The 25,221-nt window shown below is 47.2% G+C and carries 16 protein-coding genes, 7 tRNA genes, 3 rRNA genes and 1 pseudogene; 23 read left to right on the forward strand and 4 right to left on the reverse strand.

Annotated features, from left to right (window positions below):
- Window positions 1-16 precede the first annotated feature (16 nt).
- Entirely contained in the window at window positions 17-1,159 is a 1,143-nt protein-coding gene (locus tag ICN14_RS06665; protein WP_255535993.1) for a fatty acid desaturase, read from the reverse strand.
- An 82-nt stretch (window positions 1,160-1,241) separates the two neighbouring features.
- A tRNA-Arg gene (locus ICN14_RS06670) sits at window positions 1,242-1,317 on the reverse strand.
- 107 nt (window positions 1,318-1,424) lie between these two features.
- Between ICN14_RS06670 and ICN14_RS06675 the strand changes: the two genes are divergently transcribed.
- Window positions 1,425-1,649, forward strand: a complete 225-nt coding sequence (locus ICN14_RS06675) for a hypothetical protein (RefSeq protein WP_255535994.1) — start codon at window positions 1,425-1,427, stop codon at window positions 1,647-1,649.
- Window positions 1,650-1,691: 42 nt separating this feature from the next.
- Here the strand turns inward: ICN14_RS06675 and rsmI are convergent, their stop codons facing one another.
- Window positions 1,692-2,597: a 16S rRNA (cytidine(1402)-2'-O)-methyltransferase gene (rsmI, locus tag ICN14_RS06680; protein ID WP_216225714.1), complete on the reverse strand. Its 906-nt coding sequence runs from the start codon at window positions 2,595-2,597 to the stop codon at window positions 1,692-1,694.
- 107 nt (window positions 2,598-2,704) lie between these two features.
- Between rsmI and ICN14_RS06685 the strand changes: the two genes are divergently transcribed.
- From ICN14_RS06685 to ICN14_RS06695, 3 genes are read left to right on the forward strand one after another with little or no spacing between them, the layout of a single operon-like run.
- Window positions 2,705-3,307 carry a phosphoheptose isomerase gene (locus tag ICN14_RS06685; RefSeq protein WP_216225715.1) on the forward strand — a complete coding sequence of 201 codons (603 nt, stop codon included), beginning with the start codon at window positions 2,705-2,707 and terminating at the stop codon, window positions 3,305-3,307.
- 30 nt (window positions 3,308-3,337) lie between these two features.
- Window positions 3,338-3,997: a BON domain-containing protein gene (locus ICN14_RS06690; RefSeq protein WP_216225716.1), complete on the forward strand. Its 660-nt coding sequence runs from the start codon at window positions 3,338-3,340 to the stop codon at window positions 3,995-3,997.
- Between the two features lie 23 nt (window positions 3,998-4,020).
- Complete coding sequence (locus ICN14_RS06695) at window positions 4,021-4,374, forward strand: c-type cytochrome (RefSeq protein ID WP_255535995.1); 354 nt, start codon at window positions 4,021-4,023, stop codon at window positions 4,372-4,374.
- Here ICN14_RS06695 and ICN14_RS06700 read toward each other — a convergent pair.
- Window positions 4,371-5,030: a GNAT family N-acetyltransferase gene (locus ICN14_RS06700; RefSeq protein WP_216225717.1), complete on the reverse strand. Its 660-nt coding sequence runs from the start codon at window positions 5,028-5,030 to the stop codon at window positions 4,371-4,373. The two genes, ICN14_RS06695 and ICN14_RS06700, sit on opposite strands and share 4 nt — an antisense overlap.
- Window positions 5,031-5,523: 493 nt before the next feature.
- Here ICN14_RS06700 and ICN14_RS06705 point away from each other — a divergent pair.
- The 19 genes and pseudogenes from ICN14_RS06705 to rpsL all read left to right on the forward strand — a co-directional run bounded on the left by ICN14_RS06705 (window position 5,524) and on the right by rpsL (window position 25,071).
- A 16S ribosomal RNA gene (locus tag ICN14_RS06705) occupies window positions 5,524-7,056 on the forward strand.
- 57 nt (window positions 7,057-7,113) lie between these two features.
- Window positions 7,114-7,190: transfer RNA gene (locus tag ICN14_RS06710), tRNA-Ile, on the forward strand.
- 30 nt (window positions 7,191-7,220) lie between these two features.
- Window positions 7,221-7,296 (forward strand) — tRNA-Ala (locus tag ICN14_RS06715).
- 267 nt (window positions 7,297-7,563) lie between these two features.
- Window positions 7,564-10,437, forward strand: a 23S ribosomal RNA gene (locus ICN14_RS06720).
- Between the two features lie 109 nt (window positions 10,438-10,546).
- A 5S ribosomal RNA gene (gene rrf, locus ICN14_RS06725) occupies window positions 10,547-10,660 on the forward strand.
- Together the 16S, 23S and 5S rRNA genes with 5 tRNA genes alongside form the textbook arrangement of a ribosomal RNA operon.
- A 112-nt stretch (window positions 10,661-10,772) precedes the next feature.
- Window positions 10,773-10,857 (forward strand) — tRNA-Tyr (locus ICN14_RS06730).
- Between the two features lie 5 nt (window positions 10,858-10,862).
- Window positions 10,863-10,936 (forward strand) — tRNA-Gly (locus ICN14_RS06735).
- A 21-nt stretch (window positions 10,937-10,957) separates the two neighbouring features.
- A tRNA-Thr gene (locus tag ICN14_RS06740) sits at window positions 10,958-11,032 on the forward strand.
- Between the two features lie 65 nt (window positions 11,033-11,097).
- Window positions 11,098-12,288: an elongation factor Tu gene (tuf, locus tag ICN14_RS06745; RefSeq protein WP_215308680.1), complete on the forward strand. Its 1,191-nt coding sequence runs from the start codon at window positions 11,098-11,100 to the stop codon at window positions 12,286-12,288.
- A gap of 12 nt (window positions 12,289-12,300) precedes the next feature.
- Window positions 12,301-12,376 (forward strand) — tRNA-Trp (locus ICN14_RS06750).
- Window positions 12,377-12,396: 20 nt separating this feature from the next.
- On the forward strand, window positions 12,397-12,774 hold the full coding sequence (gene secE / locus ICN14_RS06755) for a preprotein translocase subunit SecE (RefSeq protein ID WP_216225718.1): 378 nt from the start codon (window positions 12,397-12,399) through the stop codon (window positions 12,772-12,774).
- 7 nt (window positions 12,775-12,781) lie between these two features.
- Window positions 12,782-13,354, forward strand: coding sequence for a transcription termination/antitermination protein NusG (nusG, locus tag ICN14_RS06760; RefSeq protein ID WP_216178753.1), 573 nt, complete (start codon window positions 12,782-12,784; stop codon window positions 13,352-13,354).
- Between the two features lie 156 nt (window positions 13,355-13,510).
- Window positions 13,511-13,942 carry a 50S ribosomal protein L11 gene (rplK, locus tag ICN14_RS06765; RefSeq protein ID WP_216225719.1) on the forward strand — a complete coding sequence of 144 codons (432 nt, stop codon included), beginning with the start codon at window positions 13,511-13,513 and terminating at the stop codon, window positions 13,940-13,942.
- Window positions 13,943-13,944: 2 nt separating this feature from the next.
- Window positions 13,945-14,646 carry a 50S ribosomal protein L1 gene (gene rplA, locus ICN14_RS06770; RefSeq protein WP_046329371.1) on the forward strand — a complete coding sequence of 234 codons (702 nt, stop codon included), beginning with the start codon at window positions 13,945-13,947 and terminating at the stop codon, window positions 14,644-14,646.
- A 235-nt stretch (window positions 14,647-14,881) separates the two neighbouring features.
- Window positions 14,882-15,397 (forward strand): annotated as a pseudogene (rplJ, locus tag ICN14_RS06775) (50S ribosomal protein L10); the annotation flags it as partial.
- 151 nt (window positions 15,398-15,548) lie between these two features.
- Window positions 15,549-15,923: a 50S ribosomal protein L7/L12 gene (gene rplL / locus ICN14_RS06780; RefSeq protein WP_011901893.1), complete on the forward strand. Its 375-nt coding sequence runs from the start codon at window positions 15,549-15,551 to the stop codon at window positions 15,921-15,923.
- A 226-nt stretch (window positions 15,924-16,149) separates the two neighbouring features.
- Window positions 16,150-20,250 carry a DNA-directed RNA polymerase subunit beta gene (gene rpoB / locus ICN14_RS06785; protein WP_216225721.1) on the forward strand — a complete coding sequence of 1,367 codons (4,101 nt, stop codon included), beginning with the start codon at window positions 16,150-16,152 and terminating at the stop codon, window positions 20,248-20,250.
- Window position 20,251: 1 nt separating this feature from the next.
- Window positions 20,252-24,514: a DNA-directed RNA polymerase subunit beta' gene (gene rpoC / locus ICN14_RS06790; RefSeq protein WP_216225722.1), complete on the forward strand. Its 4,263-nt coding sequence runs from the start codon at window positions 20,252-20,254 to the stop codon at window positions 24,512-24,514.
- A 176-nt stretch (window positions 24,515-24,690) separates the two neighbouring features.
- Entirely contained in the window at window positions 24,691-25,071 is a 381-nt protein-coding gene (rpsL, locus tag ICN14_RS06795) for a 30S ribosomal protein S12 (protein WP_041484791.1), read from the forward strand.
- The last annotated feature ends 150 nt before the right edge of the window (window positions 25,072-25,221 follow it).

Raw genomic sequence — 25,221 nt, forward strand, 5'->3', positions numbered from 1 at the left:
GTACAGAAGATCTATTTTACCCGTTTTGTCCCGCTGGGGCTGGGCTTAGGACGACTCTGACAGAATCAGCCGTTTTATTGCCATCAAAATCTAGCCAAGCCTTGTTTTCGAAGTCATAGAGCTTGCATTTGCGCGCTGTATCGAAATACCATGCCCAAGAGAACTTTTGTACAAAAATACGCTCTGGAAGGATGGTTTCGAGGGTATTTTGGGCTTCTTGCAGGCGATATAGCGGTACGCTCATATCCACGTGATGGGCTGTGTGCTCCATGATATGGTGCATTAAGGAGCCCCAAATCCAGTTAAAGGTCAAATGAACCGTGGTTGAAACAAAAGGCTGGGCGCGTAACCACTCAGACTTCTTGTCGTACCAAGAAACTTTTGGATGGGTGTGGTGAACATAGACCACAAAGCCAATCATGCCGTTCCAGAATAGGAATGGGATGGCGAAGCCAGTAATTAAGCCAAGCCAGATAGATTGCCCGGTAGCAATTGCACCTGCAATCAGGCAAGCAATCCAAATAATGGCAAAACCAGTCACCAATAAATTGTCTTTAAGGAAGATTGGACGATCGCCGGGTTTGTTCTTCGCATTAGGGAAGTACTCGCGCCTCCACCAGATTTCAATGAGGTAGTAGAAAACTGGACCCCAACCGCTACGATAAAGACGCTCTAAGGCTTTGCGCCATGCTGGCAGAGCATCAAATTCCGCTTTGGATAAAGGAGCCCAAACAAAGTCAAAGCCCTTGAGGTTAGTTTGGCCATGGTGAACTACGTTATGACCTACATCCCATAAGCTATATGGGGTTAAGGATGGCAAGAATGCGATGCGACCCAGTACTTTGTTGAGTTCGCGGTGAGGCGTATAGCTTTGATGGCAAGCGTCATGGCCCAAAATAAAGATACGGCCGGTAACAAAACCAGCAACCAAGCCCAAGATGATCTTGATGAGGATGCTTTCAACAAAAATTGTGCCTGCAATACAGGCAAGCCACAAAACGGCATCTAACGCTAGAAGCGCGATTGCTTTTACGGTTTCTCCTTCAGCCATTGGGATCAGCCAACTACGAATGACTTTTCGATGCGGCAATGGAAGATCGGGAGCCAAAGGATTGGCAATAGATGGCTCAGCAAGTGCGGGATTTAGATGATTTGACATGATTAGAATCAATAAGTTAGGTGCAAATGATAGCCTTTTTCACGAATTTACGCATGATGCAGGTCAAAAACCCCCTCTGTTTTGGTGCGCCCGGCAGGAATCGAACCTGCGACCCTTGGCTTCGGAGGCCAATACTCTATCCACTGAGCTACGGGCGCCAGTAGGGAATTCGCTAACTACACTATTGTAAGTGCCTATATCCCCACGGGTCTCGTTATAATCTTGGCAAAGTAACCCCTAAAACCCGTCAAACGATAAAAGTCCTATGAGCGAAGCGCACGGCAGCCTAATTAAGTCCCCCAAACAACTCATCATCATGGTGTTCCTCAGCTTTTTTGTACCCTTGATTGTTATTTTGTTGTTAATGGTGTTTGTAAACAATGGCAAGCGCGCAGATTCAGAAGCTTCTGCTGAGCAGCTGATTAAGCCAGTGGCTCAATTGAATGTTCAAGAGAGTCCTGCTCCTAGCGACGCGCAAGCTGCCAAGTAAACATTTGGTATGACTCTGAAAGCTGGCTATACGCCAGCTTTTTTATTGCTCTTTGTTTTGCCCTTTTGCATCTAGCGCGGCTTGATAGGCATCTTTTTTGCTGAGTCCAAGTGTTTGAGCAAGCACGGCAGCAATTTCTTTGCTGCCTAAATATGGACTTAATGCGTTAGCCCAAAGCAATAGTGTTGAATGCTCTGGAGCCTCATCAGCATTAGCTTGGCGACCAGCTATCAAAACAATAAATTCACCTTTAAGGCTCTCCGCATTCTCAAGCCACTCTGGAATATCGGCTGCTGTCAGCGTCACCAGTTGTTCAAATTTCTTAGTGAGCTCCCTGCCAACCAGAACTTGTCGCTCAGGCTCTAGTTCTTTGCTTAACGTGGTCAGCGTCTCGCGTATCTGATGTGGCGATTCAAAAAAGATGCTCGTTTTTGAATTACTTCGAATATCTTGTATCAGTGCAGAGCGTTCTTTAGCCTTATTGGGCCAAAAGCCAAGAAACTGAAAGCGCCCTTCGGATGGCAACATAACCGAACCACTTGCAGAAATAGCGGACGAAACCGCACTGGGGCCGGGGATGGGAATAATTCGAAAGCCTGCCTTTTGAACGGCATTCACTAGACGTGCGCCTGGATCGGAAACGCCTGGCGTGCCCGCATCTGAGATATAGGCCCAGCGTTCATTTTGGGAGAGATGTTGAATGATGTTTTGTGCGCCTGCAATTTCATTGTGCTCATGCAAGGCAACACATTTCTTATGAATGCCAAAGTGCTGCAGCAGGGGCGCGCTATGTCTGGTGTCTTCACAGGCAATCGCATCTACGATGTTAAGGACGTGTAGCGCACGCAAGGTAATGTCTCCCATATTGCCAATTGGGGTGGCAACCATATATAGGGCCCCAGTAGGCAGATCCTGCTGTTTTAAAAAGTCAAAGGAGCTTAATTCCATGGGGGCAATCTTTTGCGAAAGAGATATTAATAAGTAAGAGAATACGTCCCTTTTGAATTCATGGGCAGTGCCGACATTCTGCCTGTGGTTTGGCGCATAATAATGTGATGGATAAAGATACCCTCGAACGTTTGCGCGCTCGCGCATCCCAACATTTCTTAGACAGCATTGCCGTAAAGCAAGAGGCTGAAAAAATACTGCCCGAACAAGTTGCTCATGGCATCGTTGCGATGACGGATTGTTTGCGCTCTGGTGGAAAGGTGATGGCCTGCGGTAATGGCGGATCTGCTGCTGATGCACAACATTTTGCTGCTGAGCTCATTGGCCGTTTTGAAAGAGAGCGCCAAGAATTGGCCGCCATTGCTCTGACTACGGACACATCTATTTTGACGGCGGTAGGAAATGACTACAGCTATGACGAGATCTTTAGTAAACAAGTGCGCGGCCTTGGAAAAAAAGGCGATATCTTGATTGGAATATCCACTTCAGGAAATTCAAAAAACGTAGTGAAGGCCATCGAGGCTGCAAAAAAAATGGGGATCAAAATTATTGCCCTGACCGGTAATGGCGGCGGAAAAATTGCTAGCTTATTGGATGCTGATGATATTCATCTGTGTGCACCCTCTACTCGCACTGCTCGTATTCAAGAAACGCATTTAGTTTTGCTCCACGCCCTATGTGATGGCGTAGATCATCTTTTGCTTGACTAGGGATTTGTCATTTAATAAAGGTATTTCGATATGCGCATTAATTTATTGAGCAAGATGTTAGCTATTTTTACTGCTAGCGCACTCCTATCCTCCTGTGCAGTGATAGCTGTGGGCGGTGTTGCGGCCGGGACCATCGGAACAATAGCTGTTATGGCAGATCGCCGACCCCCAGCAGTTCAGGCAATAGATAAGGGGATCGGGCTGGAGGTAGAGAATGCTTTAGATAAGAGGTTTGGAGATAGTGCTCACATTAATGTGACGTCTTTCAATCAAAAAGTATTGCTGACTGGCGAAGTTAAGGATGCGAGCATTAAAGAGCAAGCTGGTGCCTATGCAAAAGCAAATAAGAATGTTCGCTCTGTGTTTAATGAATTAGTCGTTGGGCCAAACAGCACTTACACTGCTCGCGCTAATGATTCTTATCTCGAATCCAAAATCAAAACACAAATGATTTTCACGGATAAGTTGCCGTCGAATTCAATGGCGATTGTTGCTGAAGGTAGCAGTGTTTATTTGATGGGAATTTTGACTCAGAATGAAGCGGCGATTGCTAAGAAGGTAGCGAGCAATGCTGACGGTGTAAAAGACGTCTACGCCTACTTCGACATTATTTCTGAGGCAGAAAAAACGCGCCTAGAGAAACAAGGTAAGGCAGATGAGTCACAGCCCAACTCAATGCCTAAGCAGTAAAGTTATTTAATGGCAGGTGAGCAATGAATTTCTTTGAACAACAACTGAAATATTTTTTGCTTGCCGCCCTCTTTTTACTTTGCTCTATAAGAGTGCAAGCCGCTACTGATGATACAAAAGCCGCCGCACTTGCAAAACAAAACGCTTGCCTGGGATGCCATGCTGTTGATAAAAAAGTTGTGGGACCTAGCTTTCAGGCTGTTGCAAAAAAATATGCAACGGATCCTACTGCAAGCGCATTTCTAAAAAATAAAATCCTAAAGGGCGGCTCTGGATCATGGGGAGTTGTGCCAATGCCTGCAAATACGAAGTTAAGCGACACTGATGTGTCCTTGCTTACTAGCTGGATTTTGCGTGGAGCGCCCGCAACAAATTAAGTGGGACGCACAACTGGTTTGCCAAGCAACCAAGACCACGCATCACTTGAACGCTTAAAGTTTTCCTTAAGCGCATAGTCAAAGTCAGCCCATTGTTCATTGGCTGCTTCTTCCACAATCGTTGCAGGATTTGCCGGCGGTAATTTTAAGTACGCATCAGCATCTCCATAAGCGTATTCAACGCGCATGCCGGCCTTTTGAGCCAGATGCATCATGGCTCTATTGTTCGCCAAGCAATGAACAAATAGGGTTTCAATGCGGGTATTACGTGAGTGCACAGAGGCGCGCGCTAATAAAGCTGTACCAATGCCCTGACCACGGCCATCAGGCAGTACAGAAACTCCAAACTCAGCAGCCTGTGGCTGGCCCTTAGTTTTTGGCAAATACGCCAAATGCGCCATACCAATAAGCTTTAGTTGGGAGTCAAAGCTACCAAATACCTTATCTCTATTGAAATCTAGGCCTTCTACGTAGTGATGAATTACCTCATCAGGTGTTTGTGTGCCAAAACGGAGACGACGATCCTCTTCGTTTAAGAGTAAAAGATGGCCGAGGATTTCATGCCTATGGCCCGCGTGTAGTTCGCGAACAGGGACAGCCAGGCTGGCCGTATATGGCTTGCTAGGTAAGTGACTGTTTGCTAATTTATTGTGCATAGCAATATGTTAGCAGAAATCAGCGGAAATAACAGGGTTTTCCCTAGGTATGTGGTTTTGTAGAAATAAAGCCAGCCGAAAGCCAAAAAATGGGGTGACTAACCCCCTATTTCTCAGCCGTACCCATAAAAATCCGAATATTTTGAAAAAAAGTGAAAATTATTTTTAATCTGTAACCTATTGTTTTTAATGGTTTTATTTGAAAAGTAAGAAAAAACTTCGCTTATTTGAAGAAAAAGACTGCGAAAGGTGTTGACAGACCCAAATGAGTAGGATAAAGTCTCATCTCTCTGCTGAATGTTTTTAAGAAATACGAAACAAGTCAGCCCTCTTTAAAAATTAGTCAACCGATAATTGTGGGTACTAAGTGAAAGCATCAAGTCCTTCGGGACAGATGTAAATAAATAGTACTCATAGACAGTAAAAAGATTTGGTTTTATTACCAAGTCAATTTCTTGAATGAGTGCGACGATCCGCAAGGATCACAGGAATTGAACTGAAGAGTTTGATCCTGGCTCAGATTGAACGCTGGCGGCATGCCTTACACATGCAAGTCGAACGGCAGCACGGGTACTTGTACCTGGTGGCGAGTGGCGAACGGGTGAGTAATACATCGGAACGTACCTTATCGTGGGGGATAACGCAGCGAAAGCTGTGCTAATACCGCATACGCCCTGAGGGGGAAAGCGGGGGATCGAAAGACCTCGCGCGATTAGAGCGGCCGATGCCTGATTAGCTTGTTGGTGGGGTAAAAGCCCACCAAGGCGACGATCAGTAGCTGGTCTGAGAGGACGATCAGCCACACTGGGACTGAGACACGGCCCAGACTCCTACGGGAGGCAGCAGTGGGGAATTTTGGACAATGGGGGAAACCCTGATCCAGCAATGCCGCGTGAGTGAAGAAGGCCTTCGGGTTGTAAAGCTCTTTTGTCAGGGAAGAAACACCGGCTCTAACACAGTCCGGGAATGACGGTACCTGAAGAATAAGCACCGGCTAACTACGTGCCAGCAGCCGCGGTAATACGTAGGGTGCAAGCGTTAATCGGAATTACTGGGCGTAAAGCGTGCGCAGGCGGTTATACAAGACAGGCGTGAAATCCCCGGGCTTAACCTGGGAATGGCGCCTGTGACTGTATAGCTAGAGTGTGTCAGAGGGGGGTAGAATTCCACGTGTAGCAGTGAAATGCGTAGATATGTGGAGGAATACCAATGGCGAAGGCAGCCCCCTGGGATAACACTGACGCTCATGCACGAAAGCGTGGGGAGCAAACAGGATTAGATACCCTGGTAGTCCACGCCCTAAACGATGCTGACTAGTTGTTCGGGATTTACATCCTGAGTAACGTAGCTAACGCGTGAAGTCAGCCGCCTGGGGAGTACGGTCGCAAGATTAAAACTCAAAGGAATTGACGGGGACCCGCACAAGCGGTGGATGATGTGGATTAATTCGATGCAACGCGAAAAACCTTACCTACCCTTGACATGTGACTAACGAAGTAGAGATACATTAGGTGCTCGTAAGAGAAAGTCAACACAGGTGCTGCATGGCTGTCGTCAGCTCGTGTCGTGAGATGTTGGGTTAAGTCCCGCAACGAGCGCAACCCTTGTCTTTAGTTGCTACGCAAGAGCACTCTAAAGAGACTGCCGGTGACAAACCGGAGGAAGGTGGGGATGACGTCAAGTCCTCATGGCCCTTATGGGTAGGGCTTCACACGTCATACAATGGTGCATACAGAGGGTTGCCAACCCGCGAGGGGGAGCTAATCTCAGAAAATGCATCGTAGTCCGGATCGTAGTCTGCAACTCGACTACGTGAAGCTGGAATCGCTAGTAATCGCGGATCAGAATGTCGCGGTGAATACGTTCCCGGGTCTTGTACACACCGCCCGTCATACCATGGGAGTGGGTTTTGCCAGAAGCCGTTAGCCTAACCGCAAGGAGGGCGACTGCCACGGCAGGGTTCATGACTGGGGTAAAGTCGTAACAAGGTAGCCGTATCGGAAGGTGCGGCTGGATCACCTCCTTTCTAGAGAAAGATGCTGAATCCTAGTGCCCACACTTATCGGTTGACAATAAAAGCCACGGGTCTGTAGCTCAGCTGGTTAGAGCACTGTGTTGATAACGCAGGGGTCGTAGGTTCAAGTCCTACCAGACCCACCACCAGCCAGAAACAAGACTTAGTGGGACGTTGGGGGATTAGCTCAGCTGGGAGAGCACCTGCTTTGCAAGCAGGGGGTCGTCGGTTCGATCCCGTCATCCTCCACCATCATCTAAATGTCAAAACTAAGCGAAGACTTAATCGTTTAGTTTTGCCATTTATGGCTGTTCTTTAAAAATTTGAGTAAGCAAAGTGTCAAATGTTTCTTTGAGAGGACATTTGACAATGTAATAAGGGTAAAGATTGAATCATCAATCAGTAATACAAACGAGTTTTACCAAGTTCTTAACAAAGTACTTACAGTTTGGATTACGGCAAACATGTCAGAAGTAGAAGTAAACCTGTAACAGGTACTAGCAATGGTGCTCGTTATAGGATCAAGTGAATAAGTGCACATGATGGATGCCTTGGCGATTACAGGCGACGAAAGACGTTATAACCTGCGATAAGCCCCGGGGAGCTGGTAAATAAGCTTTGATCCGGGGATTTCTGAATGGGGAAACCCACCACTTTTGTGGTATCCATACCTGAATACATAGGGTATGAGAAGCGAACCTTGTGAACTGAAACATCTAAGTAGCAAGAGGAAAAGACATCAACCGAGATTCCCAGAGTAGTGGCGAGCGAAATGGGAACAGCCTTCTAGTGATATCTCAGTAATTAACAGAACGGAATGGAAAGTCCGACAATAAAGGGTGATAGTCCCGTATGTGAAAATTATTGGGTGGTACTAGGCTAGAGACAAGTAGGGCGGGACACGTGAAATCCTGTCTGAATATGGGGGGACCATCCTCCAAGGCTAAATACTCGTAATCGACCGATAGTGAACAAGTACCGTGAGGGAAAGGCGAAAAGAACCCCGGGAGGGGAGTGAAATAGATCCTGAAATTGTGTGCATACAAACAGTAGGAGCCTCGTAAGGGGTGACTGCGTACCTTTTGTATAATGGGTCAGCGACTTACATTCAGTAGCAAGCTTAACCGAATAGGGAAGGCGTAGCGAAAGCGAGTCCGAATAGGGCGCTAGTTGCTGGGTGTAGACCCGAAACCAGTTGATCTATCCATGGCCAGGTTGAAGGTGCGGTAACACGTACTGGAGGACCGAACCCACTAACGTTGAAAAGTTAGGGGATGAGCTGTGGATAGGGGTGAAAGGCTAAACAAAACTGGAAATAGCTGGTTCTCTCCGAAAACTATTTAGGTAGTGCCTCGTGTATCACTGTAGGGGGTAGAGCACTGTCATGGTAGTGGGGTCCATTGCGGATTACTGCGCCATAGCAAACTCCGAATACCTACAAGTGCAAGCACGGGAGACAGACATCGGGTGCTAACGTCCGGTGTCAAGAGGGAAACAACCCAGACCGCCAGCTAAGGTCCCTAATATATGCTAAGTGGGAAACGAAGTGGGAAGGCTAAAACAGTCAGGAGGTTGGCTTAGAAGCAGCCATCCTTTAAAGAAAGCGTAATAGCTCACTGATCGAGTCGTCCTGCGCGGAAGATGTAACGGGGCTAAGCATATAACCGAAGCTGCGGATCACAGTAATGTGATGGTAGGAGAGCGTTCTGTAAGCCTGTGAAGGTGTCTTGTAAAGGATGCTGGAGGTATCAGAAGTGCGAATGCTGACATGAGTAGCGATAAAGGGGGTGAAAAGCCCCCTCGCCGTAAGCCCAAGGTTTCCTGTTCAACGTTCATCGGAACAGGGTGAGTCGGCCCCTAAGGCGAGGCAGAGATGCGTAGCTGATGGGAACAAGGTTAATATTCCTTGACCATTGTTAGATGCGATGGGGGGACGGATCGCGGAAAGTTGTCCGGGTGTTGGAAGTCCCGGTTCTTGCGTTGGAGATGGCTATTAGGTAAATCCGGTAGCGTAATTCAAGGGCGTGAGACGAGCGAATTTATTCGCGAAGCAATTGGAAGTGGTTCCAAGAAAAGCCTCTAAGCTTCAGTCTAACAAGACCGTACCGCAAACCGACACAGGTGGGCGAGATGAGTATTCTAAGGCGCTTGAGAGAACTCAGGAGAAGGAACTCGGCAAATTTGTACCGTAACTTCGGGATAAGGTACGCCCTGGTAGTTTGACCCTGTACAAGGGGAGGACGAAAGGGTTGCAATAAAAAGGTGGCTGCGACTGTTTAATAAAAACACAGCACTCTGCAAACACGAAAGTGGACGTATAGGGTGTGACGCCTGCCCGGTGCTGGAAGATTAAATGATGGGGTGCAAGCTCTTGATTGAAGTCCCAGTAAACGGCGGCCGTAACTATAACGGTCCTAAGGTAGCGAAATTCCTTGTCGGGTAAGTTCCGACCTGCACGAATGGCGTAACGATGGCCACACTGTCTCCTCCTGAGACTCAGCGAAGTTGAAATGTTTGTGATGATGCAATCTACCCGTGGCTAGACGGAAAGACCCCATGAACCTTTACTGTAGCTTTGCATTGGACTTTGAACCGGTCTGTGTAGGATAGGTGGGAGGCGTTGAAAGCGGGATGCTAGTTCCGCTGGAGCCAACCTTGAAATACCACCCTGGTTTGTTTGAGGTTCTAACCTTGGCCCATTATCTGGGTCGGGAACAGTGCATGGTAGGCAGTTTGACTGGGGCGGTCTCCTCCCAAAGTGTAACGGAGGAGTACGAAGGTACGCTTGGTACGGTCGGACATCGTACCTAAAGTGCAATGGCAAAAGCGTGCTTAACTGCGAGACCGACAAGTCGAGCAGGTGCGAAAGCAGGTCATAGTGATCCGGTGGTTCTGTATGGAAGGGCCATCGCTCAACGGATAAAAGGTACTCTGGGGATAACAGGCTGATACCGCCCAAGAGTTCATATCGACGGCGGTGTTTGGCACCTCGATGTCGGCTCATCTCATCCTGGGGCTGTAGCCGGTCCCAAGGGTATGGCTGTTCGCCATTTAAAGAGGTACGTGAGCTGGGTTTAAAACGTCGTGAGACAGTTTGGTCCCTATCTGCCATGGGCGTTGGAGATTTGACGGGGGCTGCTCCTAGTACGAGAGGACCGGAGTGGACGTACCGCTGGTGTACCTGTTGTTTCGCCAGAAGCATCGCAGGGTAGCTATGTACGGAAGAGATAACCGCTGAAAGCATCTAAGCGGGAAACTTGCCTGAAGATGAGATCTCCCGTAGGTTTAACCTACATAAAGGGTCGTTGAAGACCACAACGTTGATAGGTCAGGTGTGGAAGCGCAGTAATGCGTTAAGCTAACTGATACTAATTGCCCGTTAGGCTTGATCCTATAACCAGCACTATTGTGTTGGATGTTTGCCAGATTTAATCTGCATCCTTAATTACATGCTTACTCAAATAGAGTTGTTGATGATTTATCAGCAACTCGACCCTCTACGCCCGGTGACCATAGCAAGTTGGAACCACTCCTTCCCATCCCGAACAGGACAGTGAAACGACTTTACGCCGATGATAGTGCGGATTACCCGTGTGAAAGTAGGTAACTGCCGGGCACCAATGCGACGCCCAGACCCTCTTAGGTCTGGGCGTTTTTACTTGTGCAAAGCGTTTTGAGGTTTAAGAGATTGACATAAACTCCATTTGGAGTCAGAATATTGGGTTCGCGGAGGGGTGTCCGAGCGGCTAAAGGAGGCAGACTGTAAATCTGTTGGCTATGCCTACGTAGGTTCGAATCCTACCCCCTCCACCAGATGTGCGGGATTAGTTTAATGGTAAAACAGCAGATTTCCAATCTTCGGTCAAGAGTTCGATTCTCTTATCCCGCTCCAGTATTAACAGTATTTGTATTTGCCCATGTGGCTCAGTGGTAGAGCACTCCCTTGGTAAGGGAGAGGTCGGCAGTTCGATCCTGCCCATGGGCACCATGGCTTAGTAGTAATAATTTTAATTTCGTGTGTTGGTTTAAGAGTTAACTAAGGCAGACAAAAAAATGGCAAAAGAAAAGTTTGAGCGGACAAAACCGCACGTAAACGTTGGCACAATCGGTCACGTTGACCACGGTAAAACCACATTGACAGCAGCTATTGCAACCGTGCTTTCAAAAGCATTCGGTGGCGAAGCAAAAGCATACGATCAGATCGATGCTGCTCCAGAAGAAAAAGCACGCGGTATTACTATTAATACAGCACACGTTGAGTATGAGACAGCGAATCGTCACTACGCTCACGTTGATTGCCCAGGACATGCTGACTACGTTAAGAACATGATTACTGGCGCTGCTCAGATGGACGGCGCTATTTTGGTTTGCTCTGCAGCTGACGGCCCAATGCCACAAACTCGTGAGCACATCCTCTTGGCACGCCAAGTTGGTGTTCCATACATCATCGTATTTTTGAACAAGTGCGACATGGTTGATGACGCTGAGTTGTTAGAGCTCGTAGAAATGGAAGTTCGTGAGCTTCTATCTAAGTACGACTTCCCAGGCGATGACACACCAATCGTTCAAGGTTCTGCTAAGTTAGCTCTTGAAGGCGACGAAGGCCCATTGGGTAAAGAAGCCATCATGAAATTGGCTGAAGCATTAGATACCTATATCCCAACTCCAGAGCGTGCTGTTGACGGTGCGTTCTTGATGCCAGTAGAGGACGTGTTCTCTATCTCCGGTCGCGGTACTGTTGTTACAGGCCGTATCGAGCGCGGTATCGTTAAAGTTGGTGAAGAGATTGAAATTATCGGTATCAAGCCAACACTCAAGACAACTTGTACTGGTGTTGAAATGTTCCGCAAATTGCTCGACCAAGGTCAAGCAGGCGATAACGTTGGTATCTTGTTACGCGGTACAAAGCGTGAAGAAGTTGAGCGCGGCCAAGTATTGGCTAAGCCAGGTTCAATCACCCCACACACTCACTTTACAGCCGAGGTTTACATCTTGGGTAAAGATGAAGGTGGTCGTCATACTCCATTCTTTAACAACTATCGTCCACAGTTCTACTTCCGCACAACGGACGTAACTGGTTCAATCGAGTTGCCAAAAGACAAAGAAATGGTTATGCCTGGTGATAACGTCACAATTACCGTAAAACTCATCGCTCCTATCGCGATGGAAGAAGGTTTACGTTTTGCGATCCGTGAAGGTGGCCGTACTGTTGGCGCCGGCGTGGTTGCAAAGATTTTGGCTTAATAGTTTTAATAAAGGGGTGTAGCTCAATTGGCAGAGCGTTGGTCTCCAAAACCAAAGGTTGGGGGTTCGATGCCCTCCGCCCCTGCCACGATTTGAACTGAAAGTAATATGTCTCAACATACAGCAGGTCATTCTGAAGAAAAAAGCAGCTGGGTCTCCGGACTCGCTGCTTTAATCGTCGTTGCAGCGTTAGTTCTTTACTACACGCTAGCGGATCAATCTCTATTTCTTAGATTGGCTGTTTTGTTTGGCGGCATTGCTGCTGCAGTTTTGATTGTGGCGATTTCGCCTGATGGACGCCGTTTTATCCATTACGCAAAAGATTCTTGGTATGAAGTAAAAAAGGTTGTTTGGCCGACTCGTAAAGAGACGACTCAAATGACTCTAGTCGTATTTGGCTTTGTTCTGATCATGTCCCTATTTTTGTGGTTTGCAGACAAATTAATTGAATGGCTAGTTTTTTCAGTCTTCCTAGGCTGGAAGTGAGTAAAAAATGATTGATACTGAATTGGTCTCAAATCCACAGGCTACTGGCAATATGCGCTGGTACGTTATTCATGCTTATTCAGGCATGGAAAAAAGCGTTAAAAGAGGCCTAGAAGAGCGCATTGCACGCTCTGGAATGCCGGAAAAATTTGGCCGTATCTTGGTTCCATCCGAAGAGGTTGTAGAAATCAAGTCTGGCACTAAATCTGTATCTGAGCGTCGTTTCTTCCCAGGATATGTCCTGATTGAGATGGAAATGACGGATGAAAGCTGGCATTTGGTGAAAAACACACCAAAAGTGACTGGATTCGTTGGTGGTGTTCGTAACCGCCCAAGCCCGATTTCAACAGCAGAAGTATCCAAAATCATGGATCAAATGCAGGCCGGGGTTGATAAGCCTAAGCCTAAGACCTTATTTGAGGTCGGTGAGATCGTGCGAGTTAAAGAAGGTCCATTTGTTGACTTCAACGGCAATATTGAAGAAGTTAACTATGAGAAGTCAAGATTGCGCGTTTCTGTTACAATTTTTGGCCGCGGTACCCCAGTTGAGCTGGAGTTCGGGCAAGTAGAAAAGATGTAAAAAACACCCTATTTAAGGGTGTTTTGTAGCAAAAAGTAGTGGTTTTAAGTGGTTAGCAATAACCGAGGAGCGGATCTAGATAGCCAAAAACTAGTGAAGCGTTTACTCAACAGCGGTCTTTCCTAATGAGGATAGGCGCGCTTTTAGGAGCAATCAATGGCAAAGAAGATCATTGGCTTTATCAAGCTGCAGATCCCTGCAGGTAAAGCAAATCCATCACCTCCCGTAGGTCCAGCATTGGGTCAACGCGGCCTCAATATTATGGAATTCTGTAAGGCGTTTAATGCTCAAACTCAGAGCATGGAACCTGGCCTTCCAATTCCTGTCGTGATTACAGCGTTTGCTGATAAGAGCTTCACTTTCATCATGAAGACTCCTCCAGCAACCATCATGATTAAAAAGGCTGCAAAGATCCAAAAAGGATCACCACGTCCGCATACCGATAAGGTAGGAAAAATTACACGTGCTCAAGCAGAAGAAATTGCTAAAGCAAAAATGCCAGATTTGACAGCTGCTGATATGGATGCTGCTGTAAGAACAATCGCTGGTAGCGCCCGTTCAATGGGCATCACAGTGGAAGGTCTCTAATCATGACTAAGTTATCAAAGCGTTTAAAAGCAATCGAATCTAAAGTAGATCGCAATAAGTTTTATGCATTGGAAGATGCATTGAACCTCGTTAAAGAGTGTGCAACTGCTAAGTTTGATGAGTCTATCGACGTTGCAGTTCAGTTGGGTATTGATGCTAAGAAATCTGACCAAGTTGTGCGTGGCGCAGTTGTGCTCCCAGCTGGTACAGGTAAGCATGTTCGTGTAGCGGTATTTGCACAAGGCGAAAAAGCCGAACAAGCTAAAGCTGCTGGTGCTGAGATCGTTGGCATGGAAGACCTTGCTGACCAAATTAAAGGCGGCAAAATCGATTTCGATATTTTGATCGCATCCCCAGACACAATGAAGATCGTTGGTACTTTAGGTCAAGTATTGGGCCCACGTGGTTTGATGCCGAATCCAAAAGTTGGAACTGTTACTCCTGACGTTGCTACTGCAGTTAAGAATGCAAAAGCAGGTCAAGTGCAATTCCGTGTGGACAAAGCCGGTATCGTGCACGCAAGCATTGGCCGTCGTTCATTCGAGCCAGCTGCATTGAAATCAAACTTACTCGCATTGCTCGAGGCTTTGAATAAAGCAAAGCCACCTGCATCTAAGGGTATTTATTTAAAGAAGGTTGCCGTAAGCAGCACCATGGGTGCAGGCGTACGTGTAGACCAGGCATCGATACAAGCGGCGCAGTAATCCGTTTGTAGCAAAAAGAACTTTGGGTCGACTCCCGCTCTTTGAGTGAGAGTCGAACATCAAAGACCGTTGGTGAATTATTTGCTTACTCAGAACTAATTCTTAATTGTTACGAAAGTAATAGCCAGCGCAGATGGCGACCCTGAAAAGATTTCACAAGATTCTCTTGTGACAAATGATCAGACGCTGGTGTGTAACCCCAACTGGAAACAGTTGGTTTTTTAGGAGTTAAACCGTGCCTTTGAATGTACAAGACAAAAAAGCGATTGTTGCTGATGTCGGCGCTCAATTGGCTGGAGCTCAAACAGTCGTGCTCGCTGAATACCGTGGTATTCCAGTAGAGCAGTTGACAAAGCTACGTGCTAGCGCACGTGACCAAGGTGTATATCTTCGCGTTTTGAAGAACACATTGGCACGCCGTGCTGCACAAGGCACACAGTTTGAGCCTCTTGCTGATTCGATGGTTGGCCCCTTGATCTATGGCATCTCTGCTGATCCGATTGCTTCGGCAAAAGTATTGCAGAACTTTGCAAAGACTCAAGACAAGCTGGTCATTACTGCTGGCTTATATAACGGCAAGTTGTTGGACGTAGCGGGCGTAAAATCCCTCGCGTCTATTCCAAGCCGCGACGAGTTGTTATCTCAGTTGTTAGGTGTGATGTTGGCACCAGTATCTGCGATGGCTCGCGTATTGGGCGCAGTAGCAGCGCAAAAATCAGCCGGAGCACCCGCTCCAGTTGCAGCACCTGCAGTTGAAGCAGCAGCCCCAGCAGAAGTAGTTGCTGAAGCCGCCGCTCCTGAAGCAGCTGCTGAGCCTGCGGCCCCAGAAGCTGGAACAGAAACACCTGAAACCCCTGCCGCTGAATAAGCGCAGATTAACTATTAAGTATTAGGAGCTAAAAATGGCTATTACCAAAGAAGAAATCATTGATGCAGTAGGTAGCATGTCCGTAATGGATTTGAACGACTTGGTTAAGGCGTTCGAAGAGAAGTTTGGCGTTTCAGCTGCAGCGATGGCTGTTGCTGGTCCTGCTGGTGCTGCTGGCGGCGCTGCTGCTGAAGAGCAAACAGAATTTACTGTTAACTTGCTCGAAGCTGGTGCAAATAAAGTTTCAGTAATTAAGGCTGTTCGCGAAATCACTGGCCTTGGCTTGAAAGAAGCTAAAGACTTAGTTGATGGCGCACCAAAGCCAATCAAAGAAGCTGTTGATAAGAAGACAGCTGAAGAAGCTAAGAAGAAGCTTGAAGAAGCTGGCGCTAAAGCAGAACTCAAGTAATACAAACTTTGTTAGCGCCCCTCAAAAAGGGGTGCTAGCCATGTTGGGTTTGACCATTAGTGGTCAAACCCGATTTCATTTCTGATTGAAATCGGGTTTGCCTTCTGATACGACTGCAGAATGCAAGTTTGGTCGGACACTGGATCTTTCGATTTAGTGTTGTCCGCCAGTGATTGGTAGTGGCCAATCGCCAAATCTTTGTACAGTCGCTGAATTCGGAGATGAAATGAACTACAGCTTCACCGAACGCAAGCGAGTCCGTAAAAGCTTTGCTAAGCGAGTAAATAATCATCAGGTTCCATACCTGATCGCAACGCAGCTGGAATCCTACGCTAAATTTTTACAGGCTGAAAAGCCAGCAATGTCTCGTCTTACAGAGGGACTTCAAGCTGCCTTTACATCAGCATTCCCAATTGTGTCCAACAATGGCTACGCACGTATGGAATACGTGTCATACCAGTTGTCACAGCCACCGTTTGACGTTAAAGAATGTCAGCAACGTGGTTACACATACCACTCTGCCCTACGTGCAAAAGTTCGCTTGATTATTTATGATCGCGAAGCACCTACTAAGGTTAAAGAGGTAAAAGAGAGCGAAGTCTACATGGGTGAAATTCCACTCATGACCGATAACGGCTCTTTTGTGATTAACGGTACTGAGCGCGTTATTGTTTCTCAGTTACACCGTTCCCCAGGCGTGTTCTTCGAACACGATAAGGGCAAGACACATAGCTCAGGTAAGTTGCTGTTCTCAGCACGCATTATTCCTTACCGTGGTTCATGGCTCGATTTTGAGTTTGATCCAAAAGATATTCTGTATTTCCGCGTTGACCGTCGTCGCAAGATGCCCGTCACCATTTTGCTCAAAGCAATTGGTTTAAACAACGAGCAGATTCTTGCAAACTTCTTTAACTTTGATCATTTCTCATTGAGCGCGAATGGCGCGTCAATGGAATTTGTACCAGAGCGTTTGCGTGGCCAAATGGCCAACTTTGATGTGCTCGATAAGAATGGCGTAGTAGTCATTCAAAAAGACAAGCGCATCAATGCAAAACATATTCGTGAACTCGAAGCTGCTAAGACTAAAAATATCGTAGTTCCAGATGACTATTTAGTTGGTCGCGTAGTTGCACGTAACATCATTGATCCAGACTCTGGTGAAATCTTGGCTTACGCTAATGATGAAATCACTGAAGAGTTGTTGGCTACATTGCGCGATGCAGGCATCAAGCAATTGGAAACCATTTACACCAATGATTTGGATTCTGGTGCGTACATTTCACAGACATTACGTACTGATGAAACTGCGGATCAAATGGCTGCTCGTATTGCCATCTATCGCATGATGCGTCCTGGTGAGCCTCCAACAGAAGATGCTGTTGAAGCTTTGTTCCAGCGCTTGTTCTACAACGAAGATAGCTACGATTTATCCCGCGTTGGTCGTATGAAGGTCAATAGCCGTCTCGGTCGTTCAGAGATGGAAGGCAAAATGGTTTTGTCGGATGAAGATATCCTCGACACCATCAAGTCTTTGGTTGACTTGCGTAACGGCAAAGGCGAAGTTGATGATATCGACCACTTAGGCAATCGTCGCGTACGTTGTGTAGGTGAGTTGGCAGAGAATCAATTCCGTGCAGGTTTGTCACGTGTTGAGCGTGCGGTTAAAGAACGTCTCGGCCAAGCCGAAACAGAGAACCTCATGCCGCATGATTTGATTAACAGCAAGCCAATCTCTTCAGCGATTCGTGAGTTCTTCGGTTCTTCACAGTTGTCCCAGTTTATGGACCAAACAAACCCATTGTCAGAGATCACGCACAAGCGTCGTATTTCTGCGCTGGGACCTGGTGGTTTAACACGCGAGCGCGCAGGTTTCGAAGTGCGCGACGTGCATCCAACCCATTACGGTCGTGTTTGCCCAATTGAAACTCCAGAGGGACCAAACATTGGTCTGATCAACTCACTCGCGTTATTTGCGCGTTTGAATGAGCATGGTTTCTTGGAAACGCCGTATCGTAAAGTTGCTAATAGCAAGGTAAGCGATGAAGTAGTGTATCTCTCCGCAATCGAAGAGGCGAAATACATCATTGCTCAGGCTAACGCGACAATCGATAAGTCAGGCAAGTTAGCTGATGAATTGGTTTCAGCGCGTCAAGCTGGTGAGACCATGATGGTTAGCCCAGAGCGCGTAGATTTCATCGACGTTGCTCCGAGCCAAATCGTTTCTGCTGCGGCTTCATTAGTTCCATTCTTGGAGCATGATGATGCGAACCGTGCGTTGATGGGTGCGAATATGCAACGTCAGGCGGTTCCTTGCTTGCGTCCAGATAAGCCATTGGTTGGTACAGGTTTAGAGCGCATTGTTGCGGTTGACTCTGGTACTGTGATTTTGGCTTCCCGCGGCGGTATCGTTGATTATGTTGACGCAAACCGTGTAGTTATTCGTGTAAACGATGACGAGACAGCGGCTGGTGAAGTTGGTGTGGATATTTATAACCTCATCAAGTACACCCGTTCAAACCAAAATACCAACATCAACCAACGTCCAATCGTTCAGGCTGGTGATCGCGTAGCTCGTGGCGACGTTGTTGCTGACGGCGCATCTACCGATTTAGGTGAATTGGCTTTGGGTCAGAACATGACTGTGGCATTTATGCCATGGAACGGTTACAACTTCGAAGATTCAATCTTGATCTCTGAGAAGGTTGTTGCTGACGATCGTTACACCTCTATTCATATTGAAGAGTTGTCGGTTGTGGCTCGTGATACCAAGCTTGGTTCAGAAGAAATTACACGCGATATCTCCAATTTGGCTGAGTCACAACTCTCCCGTTTGGACGAGAGCGGCATTGTTTACATCGGTGCTGAAGTTGAAGCTGGCGACGTATTGGTTGGTAAGGTAACTCCAAAGGGTGAGACAACTCTCACTCCTGAAGAGAAATTACTGCGTGCGATCTTCGGTGAAAAAGCATCTGATGTTAAAGATACTTCTTTACGCGTTCCATCTGGAATGATTGGTACTGTTATTGATGTTCAAGTCTTCACCCGTGAAGGCATTGAGCGCGATGCACGTGCACAAGCAATTATTCAAGAAGAATTACAACGCTATCGTTTGGACTTAAACGACCAGTTGCGTATTGTTGAAGGCGATGCCTTCATGCGTTTAGAAAAACTGTTGATTGGCAAAGTTGCCAATGGTGGTCCTCAGAAGTTAGCTAAAGGCACTAAGATCGACAAGGAATATCTTGCCAGCTTAGATAAATACCATTGGTTCGATGTTCGTCCAGCGGATGATGAGGTTGCTACACAAGTTGAAGCAATCAAATCGTCTATCGAGGCAAAGCGTAAGCAGTTTGATGAAGCCTTCGAAGAGAAGCGCACCAAGCTTACACAAGGCGATGATTTACAGCCTGGCGTAACGAAGATGGTTAAGGTGTACTTAGCTGTTAAGCGTCGCTTGCAGCCTGGTGACAAGATGGCTGGTCGTCACGGTAACAAAGGCGTGGTTTCTAAAATCGCTCCAGCGGAAGATATGCCATTTATGGCTGACGGACGCCCTGTTGATATCGTCTTGAACCCATTGGGTGTTCCTTCCCGTATGAACGTAGGTCAGATCTTGGAAACCCACTTAGGTTGGGCGGCTCAAGGTATTGGTAAGCGTATTGATGAGATGGTTCGTCAACAGGCTAAACAAGCTGAACTCCGCAAGTTCATGAAGCAGCTTTACAACGAAACCGGTCGTATCGAAGATATCGATAACTTCACTGATGAGCAGATCACAGTTTTGGCTGAGAATTTACGCCAAGGCTTGCCATTCGCTACTCCAGTGTTTGACGGTGCAACTGAAGCAGAAATTGGCCGCATGCTCGAGTTGGCATATCCAGAAGAAGTAGCTACTTCTTTGAAGATGACGCCTTCACGTCAGCAAATGATTTTGTGCGACGGCCGTACTGGCGATCAGTTTGAGCGTCCTGTAACTGTTGGCGTAATGCACGTCTTGAAACTCCACCATTTGGTCGATGACAAGATGCATGCACGTTCAACTGGACCTTACTCGTTAGTAACGCAACAGCCACTGGGCGGTAAAGCTCAGTTTGGTGGTCAGCGCTTTGGTGAGATGGAAGTTTGGGCCCTCGAAGCATACGGTGCTTCATATGTCTTGCAGGAAATGCTGACAGTGAAGTCCGATGACGTCGCAGGCCGTACCAAGGTTTACGAAAACATCGTCAAGGGCGAGCACACAATTGATGCTGGCATGCCCGAATCCTTCAACGTGTTGGTAAAAGAAATCCGCTCGTTGGGTATTGACATTGACATGGAGCGCAACTGATATGAAAGCATTGCTCGATTTATTTAAGCAAACGCAGGGTGATGAGCAGTTTGATGTCATCAAGATTGGTCTTGCATCCCCTGAGAAAATTCGCTCATGGTCTTTTGGTGAAGTACGCAAACCAGAAACCATCAACTACCGGACTTTTAAGCCCGAGCGTGATGGTTTGTTCTGCGCCAAGATTTTTGGACCAACTAAAGACTACGAGTGCTTATGCGGTAAGTACAAGCGTTTAAAGTTCCGTGGTGTTATTTGCGAGAAGTGTGGCGTTGAAGTTACGCTCGCTAAAGTACGTCGTGAGCGCATGGGCCACATTGAGTTGGCAGCTCCTGTAGCGCACATTTGGTTCTTGAAATCATTGCCATCCCGTTTGGGTATGGTTCTCGATATGACATTGCGTGATATCGAGCGCGTTCTTTACTTTGAAGCATATGTAGTCGTTGATCCTGGTATGACTCCTGAAGGCGCGATGAAGCGCGGTCAGATCATGTCTGAGGACGAGTACTACGCTAAGACTGAAGAGTATGGTGACGGTGCGTTTACTGCCATCATGGGCGCGGAAGGTATTCGTGACCTCTTGCGCGGTATCGATATCGACCGTGAAGTAGAGACGATTCGTGCAGATTTAAAAGCTACTGGTAGCGATGCCAAGATCAAGAAATACGCTAAGCGCTTAAAAGTGCTCGAGGCGTTCCAGACTTCAGGTATTAAGCCTGACTGGATGATCATGGAAGTGTTGCCAGTATTGCCACCAGAATTGCGCCCATTGGTGCCATTGGATGGCGGTCGCTTTGCTACTTCTGATTTGAACGACCTCTACCGTCGCGTGATTAACCGTAACAACCGTCTCAAGCGTTTGTTAGAGTTGCGCGCTCCAGAAATCATCGTTCGCAACGAAAAACGTATGTTGCAAGAAGCGGTTGACTCATTGCTCGATAACGGTCGTCGCGGTAAGGCTATGACTGGCGCTAACAAGCGTCCGTTGAAGTCCTTGGCTGAGATGATTAAAGGTAAGAGCGGTCGTTTCCGTCAAAACTTGTTGGGTAAACGTGTTGACTACTCAGGTCGTTCAGTCATCGTGGTTGGTCCGACATTGAAATTGCATCAGTGCGGCTTGCCAAAATTGATGGCCTTGGAATTGTTCAAGCCATTTATTTTCAACAAGCTTGAGACTTTGGGAATCGCAACTACTATTAAAGCTGCGAAGAAAGAAGTTGAAAGTCAGACTCCAATCGTTTGGGACATTCTCGAAGAAGTGATTCGTGAACATCCAATCATGTTGAACCGTGCGCCTACATTGCACCGTCTCGGTATTCAGGCTTTCGAGCCGATGCTGATTGAAGGCAAAGCAATCCAATTGCACCCATTAGTCTGCGCGGCATTTAACGCCGACTTTGACGGTGACCAAATGGCGGTTCACGTTCCTTTGTCGCTCGAAGCGCAAATGGAAGCACGTACATTGATGTTGGCTTCGAACAACGTATTGTTCCCAGCTAACGGCGAACCATCCATCGTTCCTTCACAGGACGTGGTGTTGGGTCTGTACTACGCTACTCGCGACAAGATCAACGGTAAAGGCGAAGGCATGGTCTTCGCTAATATCACTGAAGTAATTCGTGCATACGAGGCTGGCCAGGTTGAATTGGCTTCACGCGTTGCTGTACGTATTACTGAGTTTGAGATCGTGGACAAGAAGGCAGAGGGCGATGCCCGTTTTGCTGAAAAGACCAAGATCTATCAAACTTCAGTTGGTCGTGCAATGTTGTCAGAAATCTTGCCTAAGGGCATGACTTTTGAGGAAATCAATAAGCCTCTGAAGAAAAAAGAAATCTCACGTTTGATCAACACTTCATTCCGTAAGTGCGGTCTTCGTGAAACAGTTATTTTTGCTGACCGTCTCTTGCAGTCTGGTTTCCGCTTGGCGACTAACGCCGGTATCTCGGTTGCGATCGACGATATGCTGATTCCAACTTCTAAAGAGCGCATCATCACTGAAGCTTCTACCAAGGTTAAGGAATATGACAAGCAGTTCATGTCAGGTCTCGTAACCAATCAAGAGCGTTATAACAACGTGGTTGATATTTGGGGTGCCGCTGGTGACCAAGTTGGTAAAGCGATGATGGATGAGTTGTCACACGTTGACGTACTCGACCGTAACGGTAAAACTGTGCGTCAAGAATCCTTTAACTCTATCTACATGATGGCGGATTCTGGTGCGCGTGGATCTGCAGCGCAGATTCGTCAGTTGGCTGGTATGCGTGGTTTGATGGCAAAGCCTGATGGCTCCATTATTGAAACCCCAATTACTGCAAACTTCCGTGAAGGCTTGAACGTGTTGCAGTACTTCATTTCTACTCACGGTGCTCGTAAAGGTTTGGCCGATACTGCATTGAAGACAGCGAACTCAGGTTACTTGACACGTCGTTTATGCGACGTAACTCAAGACCTCGTTGTAATCGAAGATGATTGCGGTGCAACTTCTGGCGTAACAATGAAAGCTCTTGTCGAGGGCGGCGAAATTATCGAAGCATTGCGCGATCGTATTTTGGGTCGTGTATGTATCGGTGACATCGTTCATCCAGATACACAAGAAGTAATCGTTCCTAACGACACTTTGCTCGATGAAGATCATGTAGATCAAATCGTTGCTTTGGGTATCGACGAAGTTAAAGTTCGCACAGTGTTGTCATGCTTAACTCGCTTTGGTTTGTGCGCTAAGTGCTACGGACGTGATTTAGGTCGCGGTGGTTTGGTAAACGTTGGTGAGGCAGTTGGTGTTATCGCTGCTCAGTCCATCGGTGAGCCAGGCACACAGTTGACAATGCGTACCTTCCACATTGGTGGTGCAGCGTCACGTGCATTGGTTGCAAGCAACATCGAAGCTAAGTCTAATGGTGCTTTGAAGTTCTCCGGCACGATGCGTGTTGTGAAGAATGCCAAGGGTGAGCAGATCGTGATTTCACGTTCAGGCGAAGCTTTGATCATTGACGATAACGGTCGTGAGCGTGAGCGTCATAAAGTGCCTTACGGTGCAACTCTCTTGTTGAAAGAAGATGCTGCAGTCAAGGCTGGCGCAAGCTTAGCAACATGGGATCCGTTGACACGCCCAATCATTTCTGAGTACGCTGGTATTGCTCGCTTCGACAACGTTGAAGAGGGCGTTACTGTAGCTAAGCAGGTTGACGAAGTAACCGGCCTCTCCACTTTGGTGGTGATTGACGGTAAGCGTCGTAGTGCTGCTAGCAAAGGCGTTCGTCCAATGATCAACTTAGTTGATGACAAGGGCGGCGAAGTGATGATTGCGGGTACAGATCACCCAGTAAACATTGGCTTGCAAGTTGGCGCTTTGATCACTGTTAAAGATGGTCAAAAAGTTGAAGTTGGTGAAGTGTTAGCGCGTATTCCAATCGAATCACAGAAGACTCGCGACATTACCGGTGGTTTGCCACGCGTTGCTGAATTGTTCGAGGCACGCTCACCAAAAGACGCTGCTGTATTGGCTAAAGTAACTGGAACTGTTTCCTTCGGTAAAGAAACCAAAGGTAAGCAACGTTTAGTTATTACCGATATGGATGGTGAAGCTAACGAATTCTTGATTCCTAAAGAGAAACAAGTTCTCGTTCATGACGGTCAAGTTGTGAACAAGGGCGAGATGATTGTAGAAGGCCCTGCCGATCCGCATGACATCTTGACACTCAGAGGTATTGAAGAGTTGGCGATCTACATCGTGGACGAAGTTCAAGACGTTTACCGTTTGCAAGGCGTGAAGATTAATGACAAGCACATTGAAGTAATCGTGCGTCAAATGTTGCGTCGTGTGCAAATTACGGATGGCGGCGATACTGCCTACATCACTGGTGAGCAAGTTGAGCGTTCTAAGTTGTATGACGCAAACGATGCTGTGATTGCACAAGGTAAGCGTCCAGCTCAGTTCGAGAACGTGTTGCTTGGTATTACTAAGGCATCCTTGTCGACGGATAGCTTCATTTCAGCGGCTTCTTTCCAAGAAACCACTCGTGTATTGACCGAAGCCGCGATTATGGGCAAGACCGATACACTCCGTGGCCTCAAGGAAAACGTCATTATTGGTCGCCTGATCCCTGCTGGTACCGGCTTGTCTTACCGCCGTGCACGCAAGGTCAGAGAGCAATTCGAGCGTGATCGCGCTCAAATGATTGCCGCCGAAGAGGAAGCAATGGCTGATATGCCTATAGAAATAGAGGCTGAAGTGATTGCTCCTGCTGGGGAGGCTGATCCAAGCTAATTTGGTATTCCTGGCCAGAAATGGCCAGTTTTTTCCTTCGAGGTTGACGGAAAGGGCTGGCCAGGCTAGAATGCTGAGTTCTACTGATTCAGAAGAGGGTCGTTTTGACCTAGGATTTCTCTAAGTCATTGATTTTCTTGAAGAAAGCAACAAAGAAGTACTAACCGAGCTATTTTATGCCAACAATTAATCAATTATTACGTAAGCCAAGAACTCGGCTGACCGTTAAAAGCAAGAGCCCTGCGCTGCAAAACAGCCCGCAGCGCCGTGGTGTATGTACACGTGTGTACACAACCACTCCTAAGAAGCCTAACTCTGCGCTACGTAAAGTAGCTAAAGTTCGCTTAACCAATGGTTTTGAAGTGATTTCATACATTGGTGGTGAAGGCCATAACCTCCAGGAACACTCAGTAGTGTTGATCCGTGGCGGTCGTGTAAAGGATTTGCCAGGTGTTCGTTACCACATCGTTCGTGGCTCACTTGACTTGCAAGGTGTTAAAGACCGTAAGCAGTCACGTTCCAAGTATGGTGCTAAGCGCGCTAAGAAAGCTGCTTAATAGCAACTTAAAGTATTTGCAGTAAGTCTTCGTTTGTCAGACTTTAAAGACAAGTAAGTGGCCGTTCCGTCTAGGGATTTCTCTGGATAGTAGGACGGCCGGAGCGGGTGATCCGTGTGGGCCACCCCTAACTGAACTGAAGGAGTAGTT

The sequence above is a fragment of the Polynucleobacter sp. MG-27-Goln-C1 genome, from assembly GCF_018881905.1.
Classification (GTDB): domain Bacteria; phylum Pseudomonadota; class Gammaproteobacteria; order Burkholderiales; family Burkholderiaceae; genus Polynucleobacter.